The sequence below is a fragment of the uncultured Hyphomicrobium sp. genome (assembly GCF_902826555.1).
GTDB lineage: Bacteria > Pseudomonadota > Alphaproteobacteria > Rhizobiales > Hyphomicrobiaceae > Hyphomicrobium_C.
On record NZ_CADEFI010000003.1, the window covers coordinates 154,474 to 171,450 of the forward strand.

A 16,977-nucleotide genomic window follows, 5' to 3' on the forward strand; every position below is an offset into this window, starting at 1 on the left:
GTCTCCTTTTGTGTTGGACTAGAAAGCTTCGGCGTGAACTGAGGCGTCCCGCTCCACTGTGAGCCGTTCCAGCGGCTTCCTGCCGAAGAGCAGAAACAGGACCGGCGTGAGGAAGGCGTCGAGCAGGGTGGCGGTGAAAAGTCCGCCGAAAATGGTGATGGCGACCGGATGCAGGATTTCCTTGCCCGGCTCGTCGGCGCCGATCATCAGCGGAAGCAGTGCGATGCCGGCGGCGAGCGCCGTCATCAAGACGGGGGTCAACCGCTCGAGGGTTCCGCGAATGATCATCTCGCGGCCGAAGCGCTCGCCCTCGAAGAGCACGAGGTTGATGTAGTGGCTAATCTTCAGGATGCCGTTGCGGGTGGCGATGCCGGTCAGCGTGATGAAGCCAATGGCGCTCGCGACCGAGAACGGCTGCCCCGCGATCCAAAGCGCCGCCACGCTGCCGATCAGCGCCAGCGGCACGTTGCCCATGATGATGAGGGCGAGCGCCGTCGAGCGGTACCGCGTGTAGAGCACCACGAAGATGAGCGCCAAAGAGACGGCGGACAGCAGCGCGATGAGGCGCGAGGCCTCCTCTTGAGCCTGGAACTGGCCTTCGAGGCGCGTGAAGTAGCCCTGCGGGAGCGGAGCGGTTGCGATCTCGGCGCGGATGGCCTCGACGATGCGCGCCATGTCGGAGCCGTCGGTGTTGGCCAGCACGGCGATGCGGCGCCGGCTGTTCTCGCGCAAGATCTGGTTCGGTCCGTCCGTCTCTATGACCTCGGCCACGTTCTTCAGCGGGATGCGCCCGGCCGGGCTCTCGATCAGCATCTCGCCAAGCGCGCGCGTCGTGCGGTCGGCGTCCGAGAGGCGCAGCACGACGTCGAAGCGTTTCTGCTGATCGATAATCTCCGAGACGACACGGCCATTGGACAGTGTTTCGAGCTGCTCCGTGATCGTGCTCGGGTTGAGCCCATAGCGCTTGGCCTTCCCGTAATCGACGCGGACCTGCAGCTCCGGGATGCGGACCTGCTTTTCGGTTTGAAGATCGACAATGCCGGGAATGCGCCGCAGGCGGTTTTCAATATCGGACGCGAGCGCGCGCAGGGTGTCGAAATCGTCACCGTAGATCTTGAGCGCGATCTGAGCCCGCACGCCGGAGAGCATGTGATCGAGCCGGTGCGCGATGGGCTGGCCGACGGTGATGGAGGCCGGGAGCACGGACAGGCGCCCACGGACATCGGCCAGCACGGCCTCACGACTGCGCTCCGACGGGCGCAAATCGACGTCAAGCTCGCTGTTGTGGACGCCCTCGGCGTGCTCGTCGAGCTCGGCGCGCCCCGTGCGGCGGCCCACCGAATGCACCTCGGGCACCTCGGCTACGATCTTTTCCGCCAATCGCCCGATGCGGTCGGACTCGGCGAGGCTGATGCCCGGCTGCAGGATGACGCTGACCAACACCGTGCCCTCGTTGAAAGACGGAAGGAACGCGCGAGGCAACATGATTCCGCCCGCGATCGCCGCCAGCACGGCCACCACCGGCATGCCGACGACGAATGCCGGACGCTCGAAGCACCGCTCCAGGCCGCGCTTCTGCCAACGCTTCAGAACACGTACGATCGGGCTTTCGTGCTCGGCCAAATGCTTCATGCGCGGAATCAGCCAGTAGGCGAGAACCGGCGTGACGGTCATCGAAACGAGGAGGCTCGCCAGAATCGAAACGATGAAGGCGATACCGAGCGGGGCAAAGAGCCGCCCCTCGATGCCCGACAGCGCGAACAGCGGCAGGAACACAAGCACGATGATGGCCGTGGCGTAGAGGATGCCCGTTCTGACCTCGATTGACGCCGCGGCGACGACCTCCTCGATCGGGCGCTTGTCACGGCCGCCCTCCGCGCGGTGAAGCCCTAGCCTTCGATAGATATTCTCGACGTCAACTACGGCGTCATCGACGAGTGCGCCGATCGCGATCGCAAGGCCGCCGAGCGTCATGGTATTGATCGACAGGTCCATGAACTCGAACACGATGACGGTCGTCAGCACCGAGAGCGGGATGGCGAGCAACGAGATGAGCGTCGTCTGCCAGTTCAGGAGAAATACGAAGAGCACGACGGCGACGACGACGAGTGCTTCCACCAGCACGCGCTTCACGTTGTCGATCGATCTCTCGATGAATGTTGCCTGGCGGAACTGAATATCCGTGACGCGCACGCCATCCGGCATGACGCGCTGAAGTTCCGGCAGCATGGCCTCGATCTCGCGCGTGATGGTCACGGTGTCGGCATTGGGCTGTTTCTGCACGCCGAGAATGACAGCCGGCTTGCCGTTGAGACCTGCGTCGCCGCGCTTGGTGCGGGCAGCGAAATCGACATCCGCAACCTGGCTCAACGTCACCCCCTGGCCGTTGCGGTACGCGACGACAAGATTGCGCAGATCCTCGATACGGGTGGAGCGGCCGATGTTGCGGATCAGGTATTCGCGCGTCTTCTGATCGACAAACCCGCCGCCGGTGTTGACGCCGAACGACTTGATCGCCTGCTCGATGGACGCGAAGCTGATGTCGAGGCCGGACATGCGGCGCGGGTCGGGAATGACGCGATATTGGCGCACCTGGCCGCCGATGGGGATCACCTGGGAAACGCCCGGCACCGTGAGCAGCTGGGGTCGCACGGTGAAATCCGCGATCTCGCGCAGCATCATCGGATCCGCCTTCTCGCTCGACATGGCGATGAGCATGATCTCGCCCATGACCGACGAGATCGGCCCCATCTGCGCGGATACATTCGGCGGAAGCTGCTCGCGCACGAGCTGCAAGCGCTCGGCGACCTGCTGGCGCGCCAGATAGATCTCTGCCGACCAGTCGAACTCCACGTAGACGATGGACAGACCGACGCCGGAGACCGAGCGGACGCGCGACACGCCCGCCATGCCGTTCATGGCCGTCTCGATGGGAAACGTGACGAGCTGCTCCACTTCTTCCGGCGCGAGACCTTCCGCCTCGGTCATCAGGGTGACGGTCGGCCGGTTCAGGTCCGGGAACACGTCGACCGGAAGACGGGCAAGCGTCACGAGACCGTAGATGCTCATGGCGATGGCAGCGACGAACACCAGAAGGCGGTTCGCAAGGCTGCCGCGGACAATGGCGTTGAACATGTGCCGTTTCTCCTAGCGAACCTGATTGATCAGCTCGGCGGCCCGGATGACGACGCGGTCGGCTTTCTGCAGACCGCTGGTCACCACAACGCGCTCGCCATCCAGCGGCGCGACGCGCACCGGACGCGGCGCAAAGCGCTCCGGCGCGACCTTGACCCAGACCTGCGGCAGCCCGTTGCCGGCGCGAACGATGGCTGCATCCGGCACAATGAAGCCTTCCACGGGCGCGCCATGCTGCACGAGCACCTTTATGGTGCCGCCGATCGTGAGCGACGCGTGGGCGTCGTCGACACGAAACAGGAGCGGCAGGGCCTGCTGGCGAAGGGCAGGGGCGCGGCCGATGAAGGTGAGGGGGATCTTGTGTCCTTCCGCATCGAGAGCGGCGGCGGCGGAGATCTGGCTTTCATCATCGGTGCCCGGGATGCCGATGGCTTCGATCCAGATGCGCTTCGGATCGACAATCTCGAACAGAGTGTCGCGGGCGCTCACGACTTGGCCGGCGCGAACCGTGGCGAGGGAAATGATGCCGGAGACGGGCGCCTTCAGCTCCAAGCGTTCCTCGTTCTTCGGTTCGAGCACGCGCTTCTGCTGCCGCAAACTCTCGATCTCGGTCTTGGTGTCGTCGATCTCGCGTTGGGGGATGTAATCGCCGGAGATGCGCTCCAGACGCGCGAGCTTCTGCTCGGCGATGCGCAGCTTGCCTTCGACGTCGGCGGTGACCTGCGCGAGCGTGCCCCGCTCGTAGACGGGCATCGCGGGCGCGAGGTGAGCAAGCACGTCTCCGGCCTCGACCTCCTTGCCGACGAAGGACACTTGGCCCTGCGCCAGCTCGATCTGGCCATCCATGGGTGCCTGGACGCGGCCCTCGTGCGCCGGATCGGCGATGATGGTGCCGACCAGCTCGCTGGCGGCCTGCGCTTTTTCGGGCGCCGCGGGCTGGGTGCGCACCTCAAGAAGGCGCTGCGTCGACTTGGGCATAAACACCTCGCCCGTCGGCAGCTTGGTCGGTGCCGTGCCGGCAGGCAGGGCGGGCGCGGCCTCGGCGCCATGATCGTGCCCCTCGTGGGCGATGGCCGGCCATGGCAGGACGGATGCGACGAACGCTGCGGCAAGCACGATCCCGGCGGCATTCTTCAGCGCTTTCGGGGCCGAAGCCTGCTGCGGCGCGGATTGGGCTTCGGATAGCGGTGCCGGGTCTTCCCGCCGCGCGGGGCGGAATGCAAATCCGAGAACGAACCCGCCGACGACGAGCGCAAGCGCCAAGAGCCACAATTCGGGACGGGAGACGAGCGTCGACCACACCGACGTTGTGCCGCCGTGGTCCTCCGCCTCGTCCGGAATCACTAGAACACCTGCCAGCAGGTCCATGGTGCCATCGACGGCGACCGTGAACGTGAGAGGCTTCGAGCCCGGCGCGTCCAGCCATTCACCTTCGATCTCGTACGTGCCGTCGCCGATCTCCTTGGCGACAGTTTGCGGGATGCCTTCGCCCATGACCTCGATCTTGGCGCCGTCGACGGGCTCGTTGGTGGCGCGCCGATCGAGGTAGATGGTGAGGTCATGGCCTTTCGCGATGGCGACCAGCTCGAGATCCGAGCTTTCGGCAACGATCCTTGGCGCCGCGGGCGCAGCGGATCCGGCGGGCGGCGCTCCATGGTCGCCTCCGTCGTCGCCGTGTGCGAGAGCGGGTGTCGAGAGCGCGGCCGCGGCGAGCGCGAAGCCGGCGAAAATGGTCAAGCCCAGACGGGTCATGCTGCAAGCCTCGAAATCGAAGGAGACTTCAGCGATCCAACAATGGGATGGGAGCTTGCTTCCGGCTCGCGACGCGAGGCGGATGCAGCAAAGCGCTCAAGACCCTGTCAGGTCGCCGATCTTCACGACGCTCCAGCCAGCACAGAGAGCAAGCGGGAGCGGGAGATCAGGCCGACGTGCGCGGTGGGCGGAAAAGGGGTGCGGCGAGCTGCCCGGGCGGAATGTGAGAGTTCGCAAACGGAATCGCCGCGGGCGCAAAGGTCACAGACTTCAGGCCGCATTCGCTCGCGGCAACCGCAAACGTGCTGCAGCAGTGGACGTGCACGTGCGTGCACGGCTGCTCGCTCGAGGCCGGATCCTGACGGTCATGATCCTGATCGAGCGTTGCGTGGTCCACATCGCGTGCGGACCCGTGGTCGTGAGCAGGATGGCTATGCAGCCCGTGATGACCGTGCTCATGCACGTCGAATGCTGCCAGAACGCCGGCATAGCTGTTGATGCCGCTGACGCTGATGGCGGCGGCAACAACGAGAAGGCGCAGAAACTGGCGAGCCAACAGGCGCATGCCTCAGGAAAGCCTAAAGATTCGCGGGCGGTCAAGCCCAATGCGTATGGTCTTTGTCGCCCACACATGTGGCCGTTCGGTGGTGATCAGTCAAGCATGGCGGCGAGGGCGGGACTCAGTTGCTCCGCCAATCGGCCGCCGTCCCGCCGGACAAAACGGGCGGCCAAACGATGCTCCACCGCGAAGGCCGGTGCCTTCTCGGGGCCGAGCACGAGCAGGGCCGTGGCAACCGCGTCGGCGGTCATGCAATCCTCGGCAACTGCGGTCACAGAGATGAGATCATGCGTTAGCGGCGCACCGGTCGCCGGATCGATGGTATGCGCGTAGCGGCGACCGTCCACATCGAAGTAGCGGCGCTCGTCCCCGGAGGTGGCAACAGAAAGGCCGGCAAGCGCGAGAAGCGTTTCGGGAATTTCGGGTTCGGCGCTTGCGGCACGCGGCCGTTCGAGAGCCACCCACCACGGCGTGCCGTCCGGCTTCGCGCCTTCTCCGCGCAGCTCGCCGCCGATCTCGACCAGCATGTTGACGACGCCTTGGCTCTGCAGGAAGCGGGCAACCTCGTCGACAGCGAAGCCCTTGGCGATCGACGAAAGATCGAGCGACAGCCCACCGGGCTGCATCGCGCTTCGGGTCTCGCGGTCGACGACGACGCGCTGCCACCCGGCGCGTGCGCGTGCGCGATAAACCGTTTCAGCGTCCGGCACCGCCGCATGCGCCGGCTCGGGACCGAAGCCCCACAGGTTGACGGCCGCGCCGACGGTCGGATCGTAAGCGCCGTCCGTGCGCCCGGCCCAGGCCAGCGCCGCCACAAGAACCTTGAAGAAAGCAGCCGGCAGGCGATGCCACGAGCCGGCCGGCGCGGCGTTGAAGCGCGAGATATGGGACGCCGGGCTCCACGGACTCATCTCATCGATGACGCGCGCGAGCACCGCCTCAATGCCCCGCCGGAGCGGAGCGGGATCCGTTCCGGGCCGAACCGCGAGCGTGACGGACCAAGTGGTGCCCATGGTCTCGCCGCCGAGCTTCTTCACGGCGAGGACGCGCAGCTCACCCGGAAACGGCGGCGGCGCGATTCGTTCGGGGATCAGCACGCGCCGCTCGCTCTCTGCGGCTTGCGTCTCTCTTCCGGCGCGTGTCACTCGGGCAGCACCTCGAGCGTGACGGCGTATCCGGCGCGGCGCTGCTTGGCTCCCTCGACGGTGGCCTTGTCGTCCTCGACGGAGGCTTCGAGCCAGTACATGCCCGGTTCCGGCCACGTATACTTGAAGACGCCGTTGGCGTCGGTGGTCACCGTCGCGTCGCCGAGCTGGTTGCGGTAGCGGATGCCGCCGCGCACGATCTCGATCTTCACGCCCGGTGCCGGCTTGCCGTCGAGCAGCAGCTTGAACTCGGCCTCGCTTTTCTCGACGAGATCGTTGGGGTGCGTGACGGGCTCAAGCTCGAGGCCGGCGCCGATGGGCTTCAATGCGGCTTCGTCGGGGGCACCGGCGGTCACAAACGTCTCGAGGCGGCGCGTGCTTTGCGTCACCACGAGATCCGTTGCTGACGCGGGAATCTCCTTGGCGATATTTTCTTTCTTGCCACGCCAGCGCTTTTCCTTTCCGCCGTCCTTGTAGGTCGCGAACAGGTTGTCCATGACAAGGGCGACGCGGTAGGTGCCCGGCGCCTTGAGGGGAACGTCGAAGGTCGAGCGATACTTGCCGGTGCTGGCGTTCTCGGCTGCGACTTTCGATCCGTCCGGCGCGGTGACAACCAGGCTGTCGAGCTGCAGGGGACGGTGATCGAAATAGAACAGGTCGTTGGACGCCGCGGCATCGATGGTGACGGCGAGATCGTCCGTGCCCGACAGCACGGTCGACGACGGCAGCAGCCATGCTTTGTGCGCATGCGCGGCAACAGGCACGACGGCGGAAAGCGCGAGGACGACGGCGGTGCGAATGATGGACTTCATGGGTCGGTCTCCTCGTCGGATCAGGGCTTCACGTTGACGGCAACAGAGCCGAGCTCATGCTCGCCCTTGGCGCTCAAAGCGGTGCCTTCCTTGGGCGGCCATTGCAGAGGGATGCGCAGCACCTCGCGTCCACCGACCTCGCGCGCCGCCTCGACGACCAGCTCATACTGTCCGGCGGAGAGATCCTTGAGGGCGGCGCTCGTGCCGTCGAACTTCACCGTATGACCGCCGGGGGCGCGGGTAGCGCTCGTCAATCCATCGGCCGGCACCTTCAACTCGCGACCGGCGCGGCGCCACCACTGGCGCAGATCCTTGAGCCACTTGTCGCCTTCCTTCTTGGGATTGGCGATGTCGTACCAGACGGCCAGATTGGCGGCGACCTTCTTGTCGGGCCCCTCGAGCCAAACGGCGACGTAAGGCTTGTGATACTCGGCCACGTCGAGCTTCGGAACCTCGATCGAGATCTCCATGTCGGCAGCAAGGGCGGGAGCCGCCATGAGCCCGGTGAGACCGAACGAAAAGAGTATGCGCATTGATCACCTTCGCTTGTGGATCGGAAACTCAGTGAATGAAGAGCAAGGCCAGCAGCACGGGAACGGCAATGCCGACGCCGACCAGCGGCCATGTCATGCTGCGGCCCTTGGCGTACATCTGCAGCAGCAGAAGACCGGTGATGCAAAAGACGACGCTCGCGAGCGCGACCACGTCGATGAAGAGGCTCCAGGCCGAGCCCGTGTGGCGGCCCTTGTGCAGATCGTTGAGGTAAGAGATCCAGCCGCGGTCGGTCCGCTCGTAGGTCAACGCGCCGGTGTCGCGCTCGACCGACACCCATGCATCGCCACCCGGACGCGGGAGCGGAATGTAGGCATCCGTCTCCGACCACTCGACCTCGCGGCCCACGACGTCGATGCCGATGGCGGCGAGAACGGCGGCGGCAACGGGGGCCGGGACGGGCGTGCGGCCCGTTCGCGGTTCTTTCGCCAGCGCCTCGACGACGGCGTTGTCGAGCGCCGCCTCCTGCGTCGACACCACGGGCTTGGCTTCAATAGCTGACGAATGGTTGAGCGTGATGCCGGTGATGGCGAACAGCAGGATGGAGACGAGGCTCACGGCGCCGCTGATCCAATGCCACTGGCGGAGCTGGCGCATCCACCGGGCGCGGCGGTTGGCCTCGGCCGCGCGGTCGGTGGCGACATCGCGCACATTGACGTTCACCCGTTGGTCCCCCGTTCGCGCGCGTGCTCCGTGGATGCCAGCTCCCGCAGCTCGGGCGCGGGATGCGCGCTCAGCATGTGGAGCACCTCACTGCGAAAATCCGCGGGCGCTTGTGCCAAGGACGCACGGAACCAGCGGATTCCGTCGCTCACGCGGCCATCGGCCACCTGATAGCGGGCATGATGGAACTGGCCGCGGAAACAACCGCGCTCCGCCGCCCATCTATACCAGAGCGCGGCTGACCGCGCGCGCCGGCGAGGAAGGTCTGACGCCTCCCGGAAGCGGCCGATCATGTTCATGGCCTTGGGGTTGCCGCGCCGGGCCGAACGCACGAGCAACGTCAGCGCCTTTGCCTCGTCAAACAGCACACCGCGGCCCTGGGCGTAGAGGCTCGCGAGATTGAATTCGCCCCAGGCGTGCCCTTTGTCGGCGGCTTGACGATACCAGTCGGCGGCCTCGGCGAGATCGGGCTCAGCGCCCCAGCCGATCTCGTAGCAGCGGCCGACCATATTCAGGGCTTCGGCATCGCCGCTTCGCGCCGCCAGCTTGAACCAGCGCAAGGCGGCATCCGGATCGCGGTCAACGCCTGCGCCATGCAACAGGCGGCGCGCCCAGCCGATCTGGGCATCAATGGAGCCTTCGACCGCGCGTTGGCGCAACTCGTCGGCGGAAATCTCGGGCGCCAGCACACGCTCGCTTTCGAGGACGCGGACATAGAGCGTGCGGAACGAGAGGCCCTCGGCCACCGCCAGCTCGAAATCGTCCTCGATCCTGATATCCGCCGCCATACCGCGCGCTCCAGCCTCCGCGGCCAGCAATATATGACCTATGGCATCAAGATAAAGCAGGAATTGCCTCCCCGTATCTCGACGAAGCGCCCGCCCGCAAAACGAGAGAAGGGCGCCTGACAGCGCCCTTCCCAGGATCCTAATCGACCGAGGTCCGCGCGCCTCAGAACTTCTTGCCGACCGAAAAGATGGCCGTCGTCCCCGCTCCGGGGATGGCGCGATTGTTGAATGACTGGTCGTAGTTGAGCTCGTCGGTCAGATTGTAGCCGTTGACGGCGAGCCTCCAGCCCTCGATCTCGTAGGCCACCATAGCATCAAGGCTGAACAGCTCCGGAATGATGTACTGGTTGGCGCTGTTGTTCACGGCGAACATGTCGGACTGATAGAGAATGCCACCGCCGACGATCCACTTGCCAGGCCCCGAAATAACGCTCTCGGAGAGATTGTAGGTGGTCCAGATGCTGAAGGCGCTGTCCGGCACGCCGCCGATCTCGTTGCCGATGACTGATTTATGGGTGGCGGGGTTCGTGGCCGCCGAGTCGGTGATCTTGCTGTCGAGATAGGTGTAGCCAGCGGCGATGGTCCACGCCCTCGTTACCTGGCCCGTGAGGCCGAATTCGACGCCGCGAACACGCTGCGCCTCGCCAGTCAGAACGACGTCACCGGGACTATCCAGATCCGGAACGACGGCATTGTTCTTGTCGACCTGGAAGATCGCGGCGGTAAATCCGAGACGTCCGTCGAGCAAGTTGTACTTGAGGCCCGCTTCCCAGGTTTCGTGCTCTTCGACCGCATCCTGAGTGTCATCATTTGCGATCGGGTTCAGTGCGTTGGTCGCAAACTGGCCAATGGGTGCGGCCGACCGTGCCCAGGACACATAGTAGGTCTCAGCACTGGTGGGCTCCCAGATCACACTGACCTTGGGGCTCCACACGTCACCTTCCGAGTGGCGATCAGCCGCGACCACTGCGGTACCGGGGACGGTCTGAGCGCCGCCGCGCAAGAAGAAGTCATACTCGAAGCTGGTCCAGCGAGCGCCGGCGAGCACGGACAACTCCTGTGTCAGCCAAACGCGGTCGCTCGCGAACAGGCCAATTTCGAAACCTTCGCTGGAGCGATCGTTGGCAGGATTGGGAATGATGTCGTAGCCGTTGGCGTAGCGAAGGCCGGGATTTCTGATCGGCGAGTTTGCAACTTTGTTAGCCTGACCGTATCCGGGCCGATCATCCTCCTGATAGAAGACATCCACACCCGCCACAGCTTCGTGGCGCAGGGCGCCGGTGTTGAACCGAAGCAGGGCGCTGGAGACGTTCTGGAAGCCCCAGGACTCCTGCATGATCGTCGGATTGCCACCGCCAAAACTGACGTTCGGATTGTCGCCGGCAAGGAACTTGTCGGTGCACGTGCTTGGGGTCGTTGCGTCCAAATTCGCGCAACCGGGAACCGTGGTCGAGAAATCGCGCTGATAGAATGCGAGGCGGCTATCGTTGAAAAGCGTGAGCCCGTCATTCACCCGTTGCTGCAGTTTGGACGTGATGATGTCGACATCCGTCTCGTCATGATCGGTGACGCGTCCATAGAAGGTCGAGCGATCGACGCCAAGCTCGGTTACCGGCGCACCGCCTGTCGCGTGATGGGAGGCGACTACGTTCGGCACGCCATAGTCGGGCGTGCGCTCGCCGGACTGATGCAGGTAGTTGAGGGTCCACGTCGTGTCCGTGCCGAGGCCCAATCCTATCGAGCCGAGAAAGCCCCAGCGCTCGGATTCGACATGGTCGCGATCGGGGATGTCCTGATCGTGATAGAGCGCGACGCCGCGCATCGCGGTCGTGGCGTTGACCTGCTTGTTGATGTCGACGACACCGCGAAAAAGGTTGTCGGTTCCGACGCTGAAGTCGACGCTGTTGGCGTCCCCGAGATGGGCTGTCTTCTGGCGCAGGTTGATGACACCACCGGTGGTGCCGGAGCCAAAGCTCTCGGAGGACGGACCCTTCAGAACCTGGACCTCCTCCGTGGCGAAGCTGTCGCGAACGTACACACCGAAATCGCGCAGGCCATCGACATAGAGATCGCCCTTGGCCTCGAAGCCGCGGACGCGGAACTGGTCGCCGTTGAAGCCGCCGCCGCCTTCACCGATGGCGACCGTGACGCCCGGCACGTTGCGCAGCGCCTGCTCAACGGACGTGGTGTTCTGCTGCTTCAATTGCGCTTGAGGAATGACGTTGACGACTTGCGGCTGGTCCTGCACCGAGCCCGGCAGACGTCCGATGCCGGTGCCGGCCTCGAGCGCGTTGCCGGTCGAGGGAGTAAACGCCGCGTCCTGGCTCGCGGGCGAGGACTCGGCAGGTTCTTGAGGGGCGACCGGCGTCGGAGCCGCGGCCGGAGCCGGCGATTTCTTGGCAGCCGACTTTTTCTTGGCCGCAGCCTTTTTGGCGGTCACCTCGAGCGGCGGAAGAGGCGTCGCCTCCTGCTTTTCCTGTGCGCTGGCGCCCGTCGCCAGAACCACCGAAGCCAGACCGAACGACATTGCGCTCAACGCCGCGGCGTCACCTGCCATCCCCGCAGGCGTGCGCCCGCGCGAGGTCTCGTCCCCCAAACTCATCCCTTTGATCTCCCCCAGAAAATGCAGACGCACTACGATAACCGGGGCTGACTACGTCAGTTTCCTTGCTACCGTTGCCTCACATCGGTATCGATATGAAATAATACTAATTAAGTCAAGTTATGGAGCAACGATTCTGGGGCGCTACGGACACACCTGTGAGGCAAACTCGAGCGCAGCGGGCCAGCGTCAGCGGATGTTGAATTGGATTGGCAGCGAGAGATTAAGCGCGCCGTCGGAGGAATCCTCCGGTGGGCTCGGGAGAGGGCTTGCGCGCGACAACATCTCCAACGCTTCGTCATCGAGCAGGGAGGAGCCGGATCCCTTGACGATGCGCGTGTTGGTGACGCGGCCCTGATGGTCGATGGTGAAAGCAACCGTCACCACGCCCTGAATGCGCCGGTTGCGCGCTTCGCCCGGGTAGCGCTTGTGCTTGCTCAAATGCAGGTGCAGCGCCTTTTGCCAGGAGAGCACCGCCTGGTTGGGCTTCCTCGATGCCCCCTGATGGGGCGCTGCCGCTTTCGGCCCCTTCTCGGCCGCCTCGATGGGCGGAGGAGCCGCGGCGAGCGAGGCGACGGTCTGCGCCTGTACCTCCTCCTGTGGCTTCTTCTCTTCTTCCTCTTCCTTCTCCTCGACGGGCTTCACCTTCTCCATCGCCACTTCGGGCTCGGGCGCGAGCGGGGATTCCTCGACGGGAGGAATGATCTCCTCGGGCTTGATCTCCTTCACCTCCTCGGTGGGAGGGACCGGCACGGAATCCTCAGCCTGCGGGCCGGGAGCGAGATCCTGGCGCTCCTCGGCGGGCGCGATCGGCATCGGCGAGAGCTCAAGCAACATGGCGCCTTCGGGCTCTTCGTCAGCCTCCTCCTCCGGCCAGTTCCACAGCGCCGCAGTGGCGCCGCCGACGTGAAGCGTCAGCACGAGCAGTCCGGCGCCGACCCATCGGCGCCAGCGCCGCCATGTGGGCTCCAGCAGCTCGAAGGTGCCGATCATGGATTGGTGGGTGCTCCCGACGCCGGCGCGCCTGCAGCCGACGGCCCTTTATTCGCGGGCGGCAAAGGCGCCTCCTCGAGACCAACGAGCGCCACCTTGAGGTAGCCGGCAGCGCGCAGCAGATTCATGACGACCATGAGCTCTCCGTACGGCACCGTCTTGTCGGCACGCAGGAAGACGCGCTGCTGGCGGTCGCTGCTGGTCGCGGCATCGAGCGCGCTGCGGAGCGCTCCGCGAGGGACGGTGTCGTTGCCGAAGGCCAGTGAAAGATCCGACTTCACGGTGAGGAAGAGCGGCTTATTGGGCCGCGGCTGCGGCTTGGCGCTGGCAACCGGCAGATCGACGGGAACATCCACCGTCGAAAGCGGGGCAGCGACCATGAAGATGATCAAAAGCACCAGCATCACGTCGATGAACGGCGTGACGTTGATGTCGTGGTTCTCGGTCAGGTCGTCGCCGCCGTCGTCGAGCCGTGCAGCCATGATTCACCTCACTCCGCGGCGCGTGCCTTGACAACCTTGAAGCCACGATCGAGATCGCGCGAAACGAGGCGCATGACCTCGGCCGAGGCCTCGGCGATCATCGCCCGGTAACCGCCAATCTGGCGCGCAAACTGGTTGTAGATGATGACGGCAGGAATGGCAGCAACGAGGCCAATGGCCGTTGCGAGAAGGGCTTCGGCGATGCCGGGCGCAACAATGGCGAGGTTGGTGGTCTGCGCCTCAGAGATGCCGATGAAGCTGTTCATGATGCCCCAAACGGTGCCGAACAGGCCGACGAACGGCGATGTGGATCCGATCGTTGCGAGGACGCCGGTGCCACGATTCATGTCGCGGCCGGCTGCTGCGGCCAATCCATCGAGACGCGAGGCGACACGCTCCTTGATGCCGGACTTGTCGGAGACATCGGCGGAAAGATGCAGCTCGACGGCCGCGAGCTCGATCAACCCCGACACGATGCCCTTCTTGCCGCCGAGCCGTTGTCCGGCCTCGGCCAGCGTCGACGAGGCGTTGATATCGGAGAACGCCTGAGAAAGGCGGCGCTTGGCCCAGGTGAGCTCGAGCGTTTTGGCGAGCCAGACCGTCCATGTGACGACGGATGCGAAGGCGAGGCCGATCATCACCGCCTTCACGACGATGTCGGCCGACATGAACATGCTCCAGGGCGAAAGATCGCGCGGGAGATGGGATGTGTCGACGGCGCTCGCTGCGGGCGGCGCATTCGCATCGGAAGAATCGGGCGCGACGGAGGGCGTCGACGGAGCGCTCGGCATGGCCGACGAATCCGGAGCGGCGGCTGCGGGCTGGGTGGCGTTCGCCGCCGGCGGTGTGGTCTGCGACGAGCCGGACGGGGCAGCCGGGAGCGTGGACTGGGTGTCGGACGCGGTGGGCTCCGAAGGTGCGGCAGGCGGCGGGGAGGATGCATCCGCGGCCGGTGCCGCGGGCGGGGCTGGCGTTGCGGCAGGGGCGACCTGCTCCTGCGCGGCGAGCGGTGCCGCGACCATGGATACGATCACACCCGTGGCCGCGAGCAGGCGGAGACCAGCCCCTCCCCGCCGGCGCCATCCTGGAACGTTCAGCGAATACATGGTCATGTTTAGAGAACCCGCCCTTGTGACGACACGCTTCCCGGACATAAATTAAACTATACTACGTCTGTCAATATTGTGTCGTGCGTAGATGGCGCCGTGCCGCCGGTCTCACCCTGCGCAATTCTGTCGCTTGGGGCGGCCCGAACGTCGATCGAAGCCGTAAAGCCCGGGCGTGGCGCTCGGGTTTCTTTCCGACCCATGCTCTACCGGATCGGGTCCGGCGCCGCAATGCGTAGCTCGACCTTATGGTGAGCACATTGCTCCGGCCTCAGACGGTGCCGCAAAGCACAGTTTTTTCCGTGGGCGACGCCAAATCCACTGCCCGCCAGGAACGAAGCGGACCCTTCAAGGGTTCGTCCACCGTGATTTTCTGCGCCAGGGTCTCGTCCCCTGCGGCGCTTCGGTCCTGGGTCGCATGGCTTCCAATCAACGCTCCAAATTTCCGGATTGGCCGCGCAACAGGCTTCTGCTGGCCCTGCCGGCGCGCATCCGCGGTCAAATTCTGTCCAGCCTCGAGCCGGTGAAAATCGAGCGCGAGGAGGTGCTCATCGACGCCGACACCTCGCTCGATCACGTCTATTTTCCAGACAGCGGCGTGATCTCCATTGTCGCCGTCTATCCCGACGGCGGCATCATCGAGATGGCGACCATCGGGCGCGAAGGCTCAACCGGCTTCCAAGCGGCGTTTGGGGCCAAGGTGTCGTCGGTCCGTCTCTTCGTGCAGTTGCCGGGCACGGCGGCCAGGATGTCGCGCGCGGCCTTCGTGCACGCCATGGAGACGATCCCGGTTTTCCGCTCCTTGATGTTCGCGCATGTGCACGCCTTCCTGGAACAGGTGATGATCTCAGCCGGCTGCAACGGATCGCACGGACTCAAGCAACGGCTGGCGCGCTGGCTGCTGATGATGCGGGACCGCAACGACGACGACACGCTGCTGCTGACCCAAGACCTTCTCGCCGAAATGCTTGGCGTGCAGCGCCCGACGATCACCAACGCCATCAATGCGCTCGAACGTGCGAGCCTCATCACGTGCGGGCGGCGGCGCGTGACCATTCTCGATCGGGACGGGCTGATGCGGGTTTCCTGCGAGTGCTACATGCTGACCCGCGCACGCATCGCGCAACATCTGCCGAAGACCTACCAGAACTAATTCTCCAAGCGTCTGGAACATGACCGACACCGACCGCGCATGGCCGCAGATTGGCGGCCCTGTGCCTCCGTGCGGAGCTTCATGCCATGCCGTTCCGGCGACTGATCGACAGCGGGGTTTACACTCCGGAAGCTCTTGCGGTCATCTACGAGGCGTTCGATCTGGCTTGGGCGGAACTCGCGCCACAACATGGCGACGATCCGGCGCGCATTGCGACTGCGCGCGAAGAGCTGGCGTACGCGGTCATCGCCGCGGCAGATGCGCAATTCGGAGATGCAGTCGCGCTCAAGACCGCAGCGGTCGAAGCCGTTGCGCGGGCGAGGTCGTCGAAGGGCTGATTAATTAATGGTACCGCCTCCCCGGATCGAACGGGGGACCTCTAGATCCACAATCTAGCGCTCTAACCATCTGAGCTAAGGCGGCACACGTCAGGACATGCCTGCGATATCGGGCCTGTCTCGTCCTGCCGTCGCGGGCTTCCCGTTGTCGCAGGAGGCCGCCCGGCGCTGCCGAGAGGGTGCTTATAGAAGGGGGGCGAACGTCCCGCAACCTCTATCGAGGCCTCCAGGAGCGCCCAAATGGGTGGGCTCGGGCGACAGCTCCGGGATCAGGCTACGCCGAGACGAGCCCGGACCGTGTCCTCCAGGCTTTCGGCCACAAAGCGCGATTCATAGGACATCGAGCACAGCCGCTCACCCGACACAAGATACAGCACCACGCTGAAGGTGTCCGGGCCGTCGGTCCAGGTATCGACCCGGACTTCCGTGCGAGCGATGTCGGGGCCGTGCACCGAGAGGAACCGTCGGCGCAGCGGCGAGCGTTGCTCAACGAGAAGGCGGGCGTCGTCGAAGGTCCAGGTGTTGCTGACGCCCGCTACGGCGCAGGCGACGAACGTCAAACCCACCGCCCAGGCGCCGACCACGATGACGCCGTAGAAGATCGTCCACCAGCCGAACTCGGCGAACGCAAAGCGCAATTCCCAGGACGGGACCAGGATCGCGAACACTCCGCTTGCGAAGAGCATGAAGCGGATTCCGGGGCCGAGGCGGCCGTCCATGCCGGGAAAACCGGCGAGGCTTGTCTGGGTCTGCATGTGCAATTTCTGGCCCGAGTTCGCAAATCTGTAATGAACGCAAATGGTTACTGAATCGTTGAACGCCTCCCCCGCGGCTCGCCGCGCACTCCAACGTGATCAGAACACCTCGCGCTAACGCGCGAGGGGCGTTAGTGTTTCC

The 16,977-nt window shown here is 65.0% G+C and carries 15 protein-coding genes and 1 tRNA gene; 2 read left to right on the forward strand and 14 right to left on the reverse strand.

Going from position 1 to position 16,977, the window contains the following annotated elements:
* Positions 1-18 precede the first annotated feature (18 nt).
* The 12 genes from QZV93_RS03045 to exbB all read right to left on the reverse strand — a co-directional run bounded on the left by QZV93_RS03045 (position 19) and on the right by exbB (position 14,595).
* Entirely contained in the window at positions 19-3,135 is a 3,117-nt protein-coding gene (locus tag QZV93_RS03045; protein ID WP_295555852.1) for an efflux RND transporter permease subunit, read from the reverse strand.
* Positions 3,136-3,147: 12 nt separating this feature from the next.
* Positions 3,148-4,887 carry an HlyD family efflux transporter periplasmic adaptor subunit gene (locus QZV93_RS03050; RefSeq protein WP_295555854.1) on the reverse strand — a complete coding sequence of 580 codons (1,740 nt, stop codon included), beginning with the start codon at positions 4,885-4,887 and terminating at the stop codon, positions 3,148-3,150.
* A 166-nt stretch (positions 4,888-5,053) separates the two neighbouring features.
* A complete protein-coding gene (locus tag QZV93_RS03055; RefSeq protein WP_295555856.1) occupies positions 5,054-5,452 on the reverse strand; it encodes a hypothetical protein in 399 nt (132 codons plus the stop codon).
* A gap of 86 nt (positions 5,453-5,538) precedes the next feature.
* A complete protein-coding gene (locus QZV93_RS03060) occupies positions 5,539-6,591 on the reverse strand; it encodes an FAD:protein FMN transferase (RefSeq protein ID WP_295555858.1) in 1,053 nt (350 codons plus the stop codon).
* Positions 6,588-7,403, reverse strand: a complete 816-nt coding sequence (locus QZV93_RS03065; protein ID WP_295555860.1) for a DUF4198 domain-containing protein — start codon at positions 7,401-7,403, stop codon at positions 6,588-6,590. The genes QZV93_RS03060 and QZV93_RS03065 overlap by 4 nt, the downstream gene beginning before the upstream one ends.
* A 20-nt stretch (positions 7,404-7,423) precedes the next feature.
* On the reverse strand, positions 7,424-7,936 hold the full coding sequence (locus QZV93_RS03070) for a DUF2271 domain-containing protein (protein ID WP_295555861.1): 513 nt from the start codon (positions 7,934-7,936) through the stop codon (positions 7,424-7,426).
* Between the two features lie 28 nt (positions 7,937-7,964).
* The gene (locus tag QZV93_RS03075) at positions 7,965-8,618 is read right to left on the reverse strand and encodes a PepSY-associated TM helix domain-containing protein (RefSeq protein ID WP_295555863.1); all 654 of its coding nucleotides are present in this window, start codon (positions 8,616-8,618) and stop codon (positions 7,965-7,967) included.
* The gene (locus QZV93_RS03080) at positions 8,615-9,406 is read right to left on the reverse strand and encodes a tetratricopeptide repeat protein (RefSeq protein WP_295555865.1); all 792 of its coding nucleotides are present in this window, start codon (positions 9,404-9,406) and stop codon (positions 8,615-8,617) included. The genes QZV93_RS03075 and QZV93_RS03080 overlap by 4 nt, the downstream gene beginning before the upstream one ends.
* 163 nt (positions 9,407-9,569) lie before the next feature.
* A complete protein-coding gene (locus tag QZV93_RS03085; RefSeq protein WP_295555866.1) occupies positions 9,570-12,008 on the reverse strand; it encodes a TonB-dependent receptor in 2,439 nt (812 codons plus the stop codon).
* Between the two features lie 189 nt (positions 12,009-12,197).
* A complete protein-coding gene (locus QZV93_RS03090; RefSeq protein WP_295555868.1) occupies positions 12,198-13,001 on the reverse strand; it encodes an energy transducer TonB in 804 nt (267 codons plus the stop codon).
* Entirely contained in the window at positions 12,998-13,483 is a 486-nt protein-coding gene (gene exbD, locus QZV93_RS03095; RefSeq protein ID WP_295555870.1) for a TonB system transport protein ExbD, read from the reverse strand. Before exbD ends, QZV93_RS03090 begins: the two co-directional genes overlap by 4 nt.
* Positions 13,484-13,491: 8 nt before the next feature.
* Positions 13,492-14,595: a tonB-system energizer ExbB gene (exbB, locus tag QZV93_RS03100; RefSeq protein WP_363156460.1), complete on the reverse strand. Its 1,104-nt coding sequence runs from the start codon at positions 14,593-14,595 to the stop codon at positions 13,492-13,494.
* Positions 14,596-15,007: 412 nt separating this feature from the next.
* Between exbB and QZV93_RS03105 the strand changes: the two genes are divergently transcribed.
* Both QZV93_RS03105 and QZV93_RS03110 read left to right on the forward strand, forming a co-directional pair.
* Positions 15,008-15,742: a Crp/Fnr family transcriptional regulator gene (locus tag QZV93_RS03105; protein ID WP_295555871.1), complete on the forward strand. Its 735-nt coding sequence runs from the start codon at positions 15,008-15,010 to the stop codon at positions 15,740-15,742.
* 86 nt (positions 15,743-15,828) lie between these two features.
* Positions 15,829-16,080 carry a hypothetical protein gene (locus QZV93_RS03110; RefSeq protein WP_295555872.1) on the forward strand — a complete coding sequence of 84 codons (252 nt, stop codon included), beginning with the start codon at positions 15,829-15,831 and terminating at the stop codon, positions 16,078-16,080.
* 8 nt (positions 16,081-16,088) lie between these two features.
* Here QZV93_RS03110 and QZV93_RS03115 read toward each other — a convergent pair.
* Positions 16,089-16,165 (reverse strand) — tRNA-His (locus QZV93_RS03115).
* Between the two features lie 184 nt (positions 16,166-16,349).
* On the reverse strand, positions 16,350-16,841 hold the full coding sequence (locus QZV93_RS03120) for a hypothetical protein (RefSeq protein WP_295555874.1): 492 nt from the start codon (positions 16,839-16,841) through the stop codon (positions 16,350-16,352).
* Positions 16,842-16,977: the final 136 nt, after the last annotated feature.

Bases quoted from the DNA above. Each gene is read 5' to 3' on its own strand.
- QZV93_RS03050 (WP_295555854.1), bottom strand. From the start codon at position 4,887: ATGACCCGTCTGGGCTTGACCATTTTCGCCGGCTTCGCGCTCGCCGCG.
- QZV93_RS03065 (WP_295555860.1), bottom strand. From the start codon at position 7,403: ATGAAGTCCATCATTCGCACCGCCGTCGTCCTCGCGCTTTCCGCCGTC.
- QZV93_RS03090 (WP_295555868.1), bottom strand. From the start codon at position 13,001: ATGATCGGCACCTTCGAGCTGCTGGAGCCCACATGGCGGCGCTGGCGC.
- QZV93_RS03070 (WP_295555861.1), bottom strand. From the start codon at position 7,936: ATGCGCATACTCTTTTCGTTCGGTCTCACCGGGCTCATGGCGGCTCCC.
- exbB (WP_363156460.1), bottom strand. From the start codon at position 14,595: ATGACCATGTATTCGCTGAACGTTCCAGGATGGCGCCGGCGGGGAGGG.
- exbD (WP_295555870.1), bottom strand. From the start codon at position 13,483: ATGGCTGCACGGCTCGACGACGGCGGCGACGACCTGACCGAGAACCAC.
- QZV93_RS03055 (WP_295555856.1), bottom strand. From the start codon at position 5,452: ATGCGCCTGTTGGCTCGCCAGTTTCTGCGCCTTCTCGTTGTTGCCGCC.
- QZV93_RS03110 (WP_295555872.1), top strand. From the start codon at position 15,829: ATGCCGTTCCGGCGACTGATCGACAGCGGGGTTTACACTCCGGAAGCT.
- QZV93_RS03105 (WP_295555871.1), top strand. From the start codon at position 15,008: ATGGCTTCCAATCAACGCTCCAAATTTCCGGATTGGCCGCGCAACAGG.
- QZV93_RS03085 (WP_295555866.1), bottom strand. From the start codon at position 12,008: ATGAGTTTGGGGGACGAGACCTCGCGCGGGCGCACGCCTGCGGGGATG.
- QZV93_RS03080 (WP_295555865.1), bottom strand. From the start codon at position 9,406: ATGGCGGCGGATATCAGGATCGAGGACGATTTCGAGCTGGCGGTGGCC.
- QZV93_RS03045 (WP_295555852.1), bottom strand. From the start codon at position 3,135: ATGTTCAACGCCATTGTCCGCGGCAGCCTTGCGAACCGCCTTCTGGTG.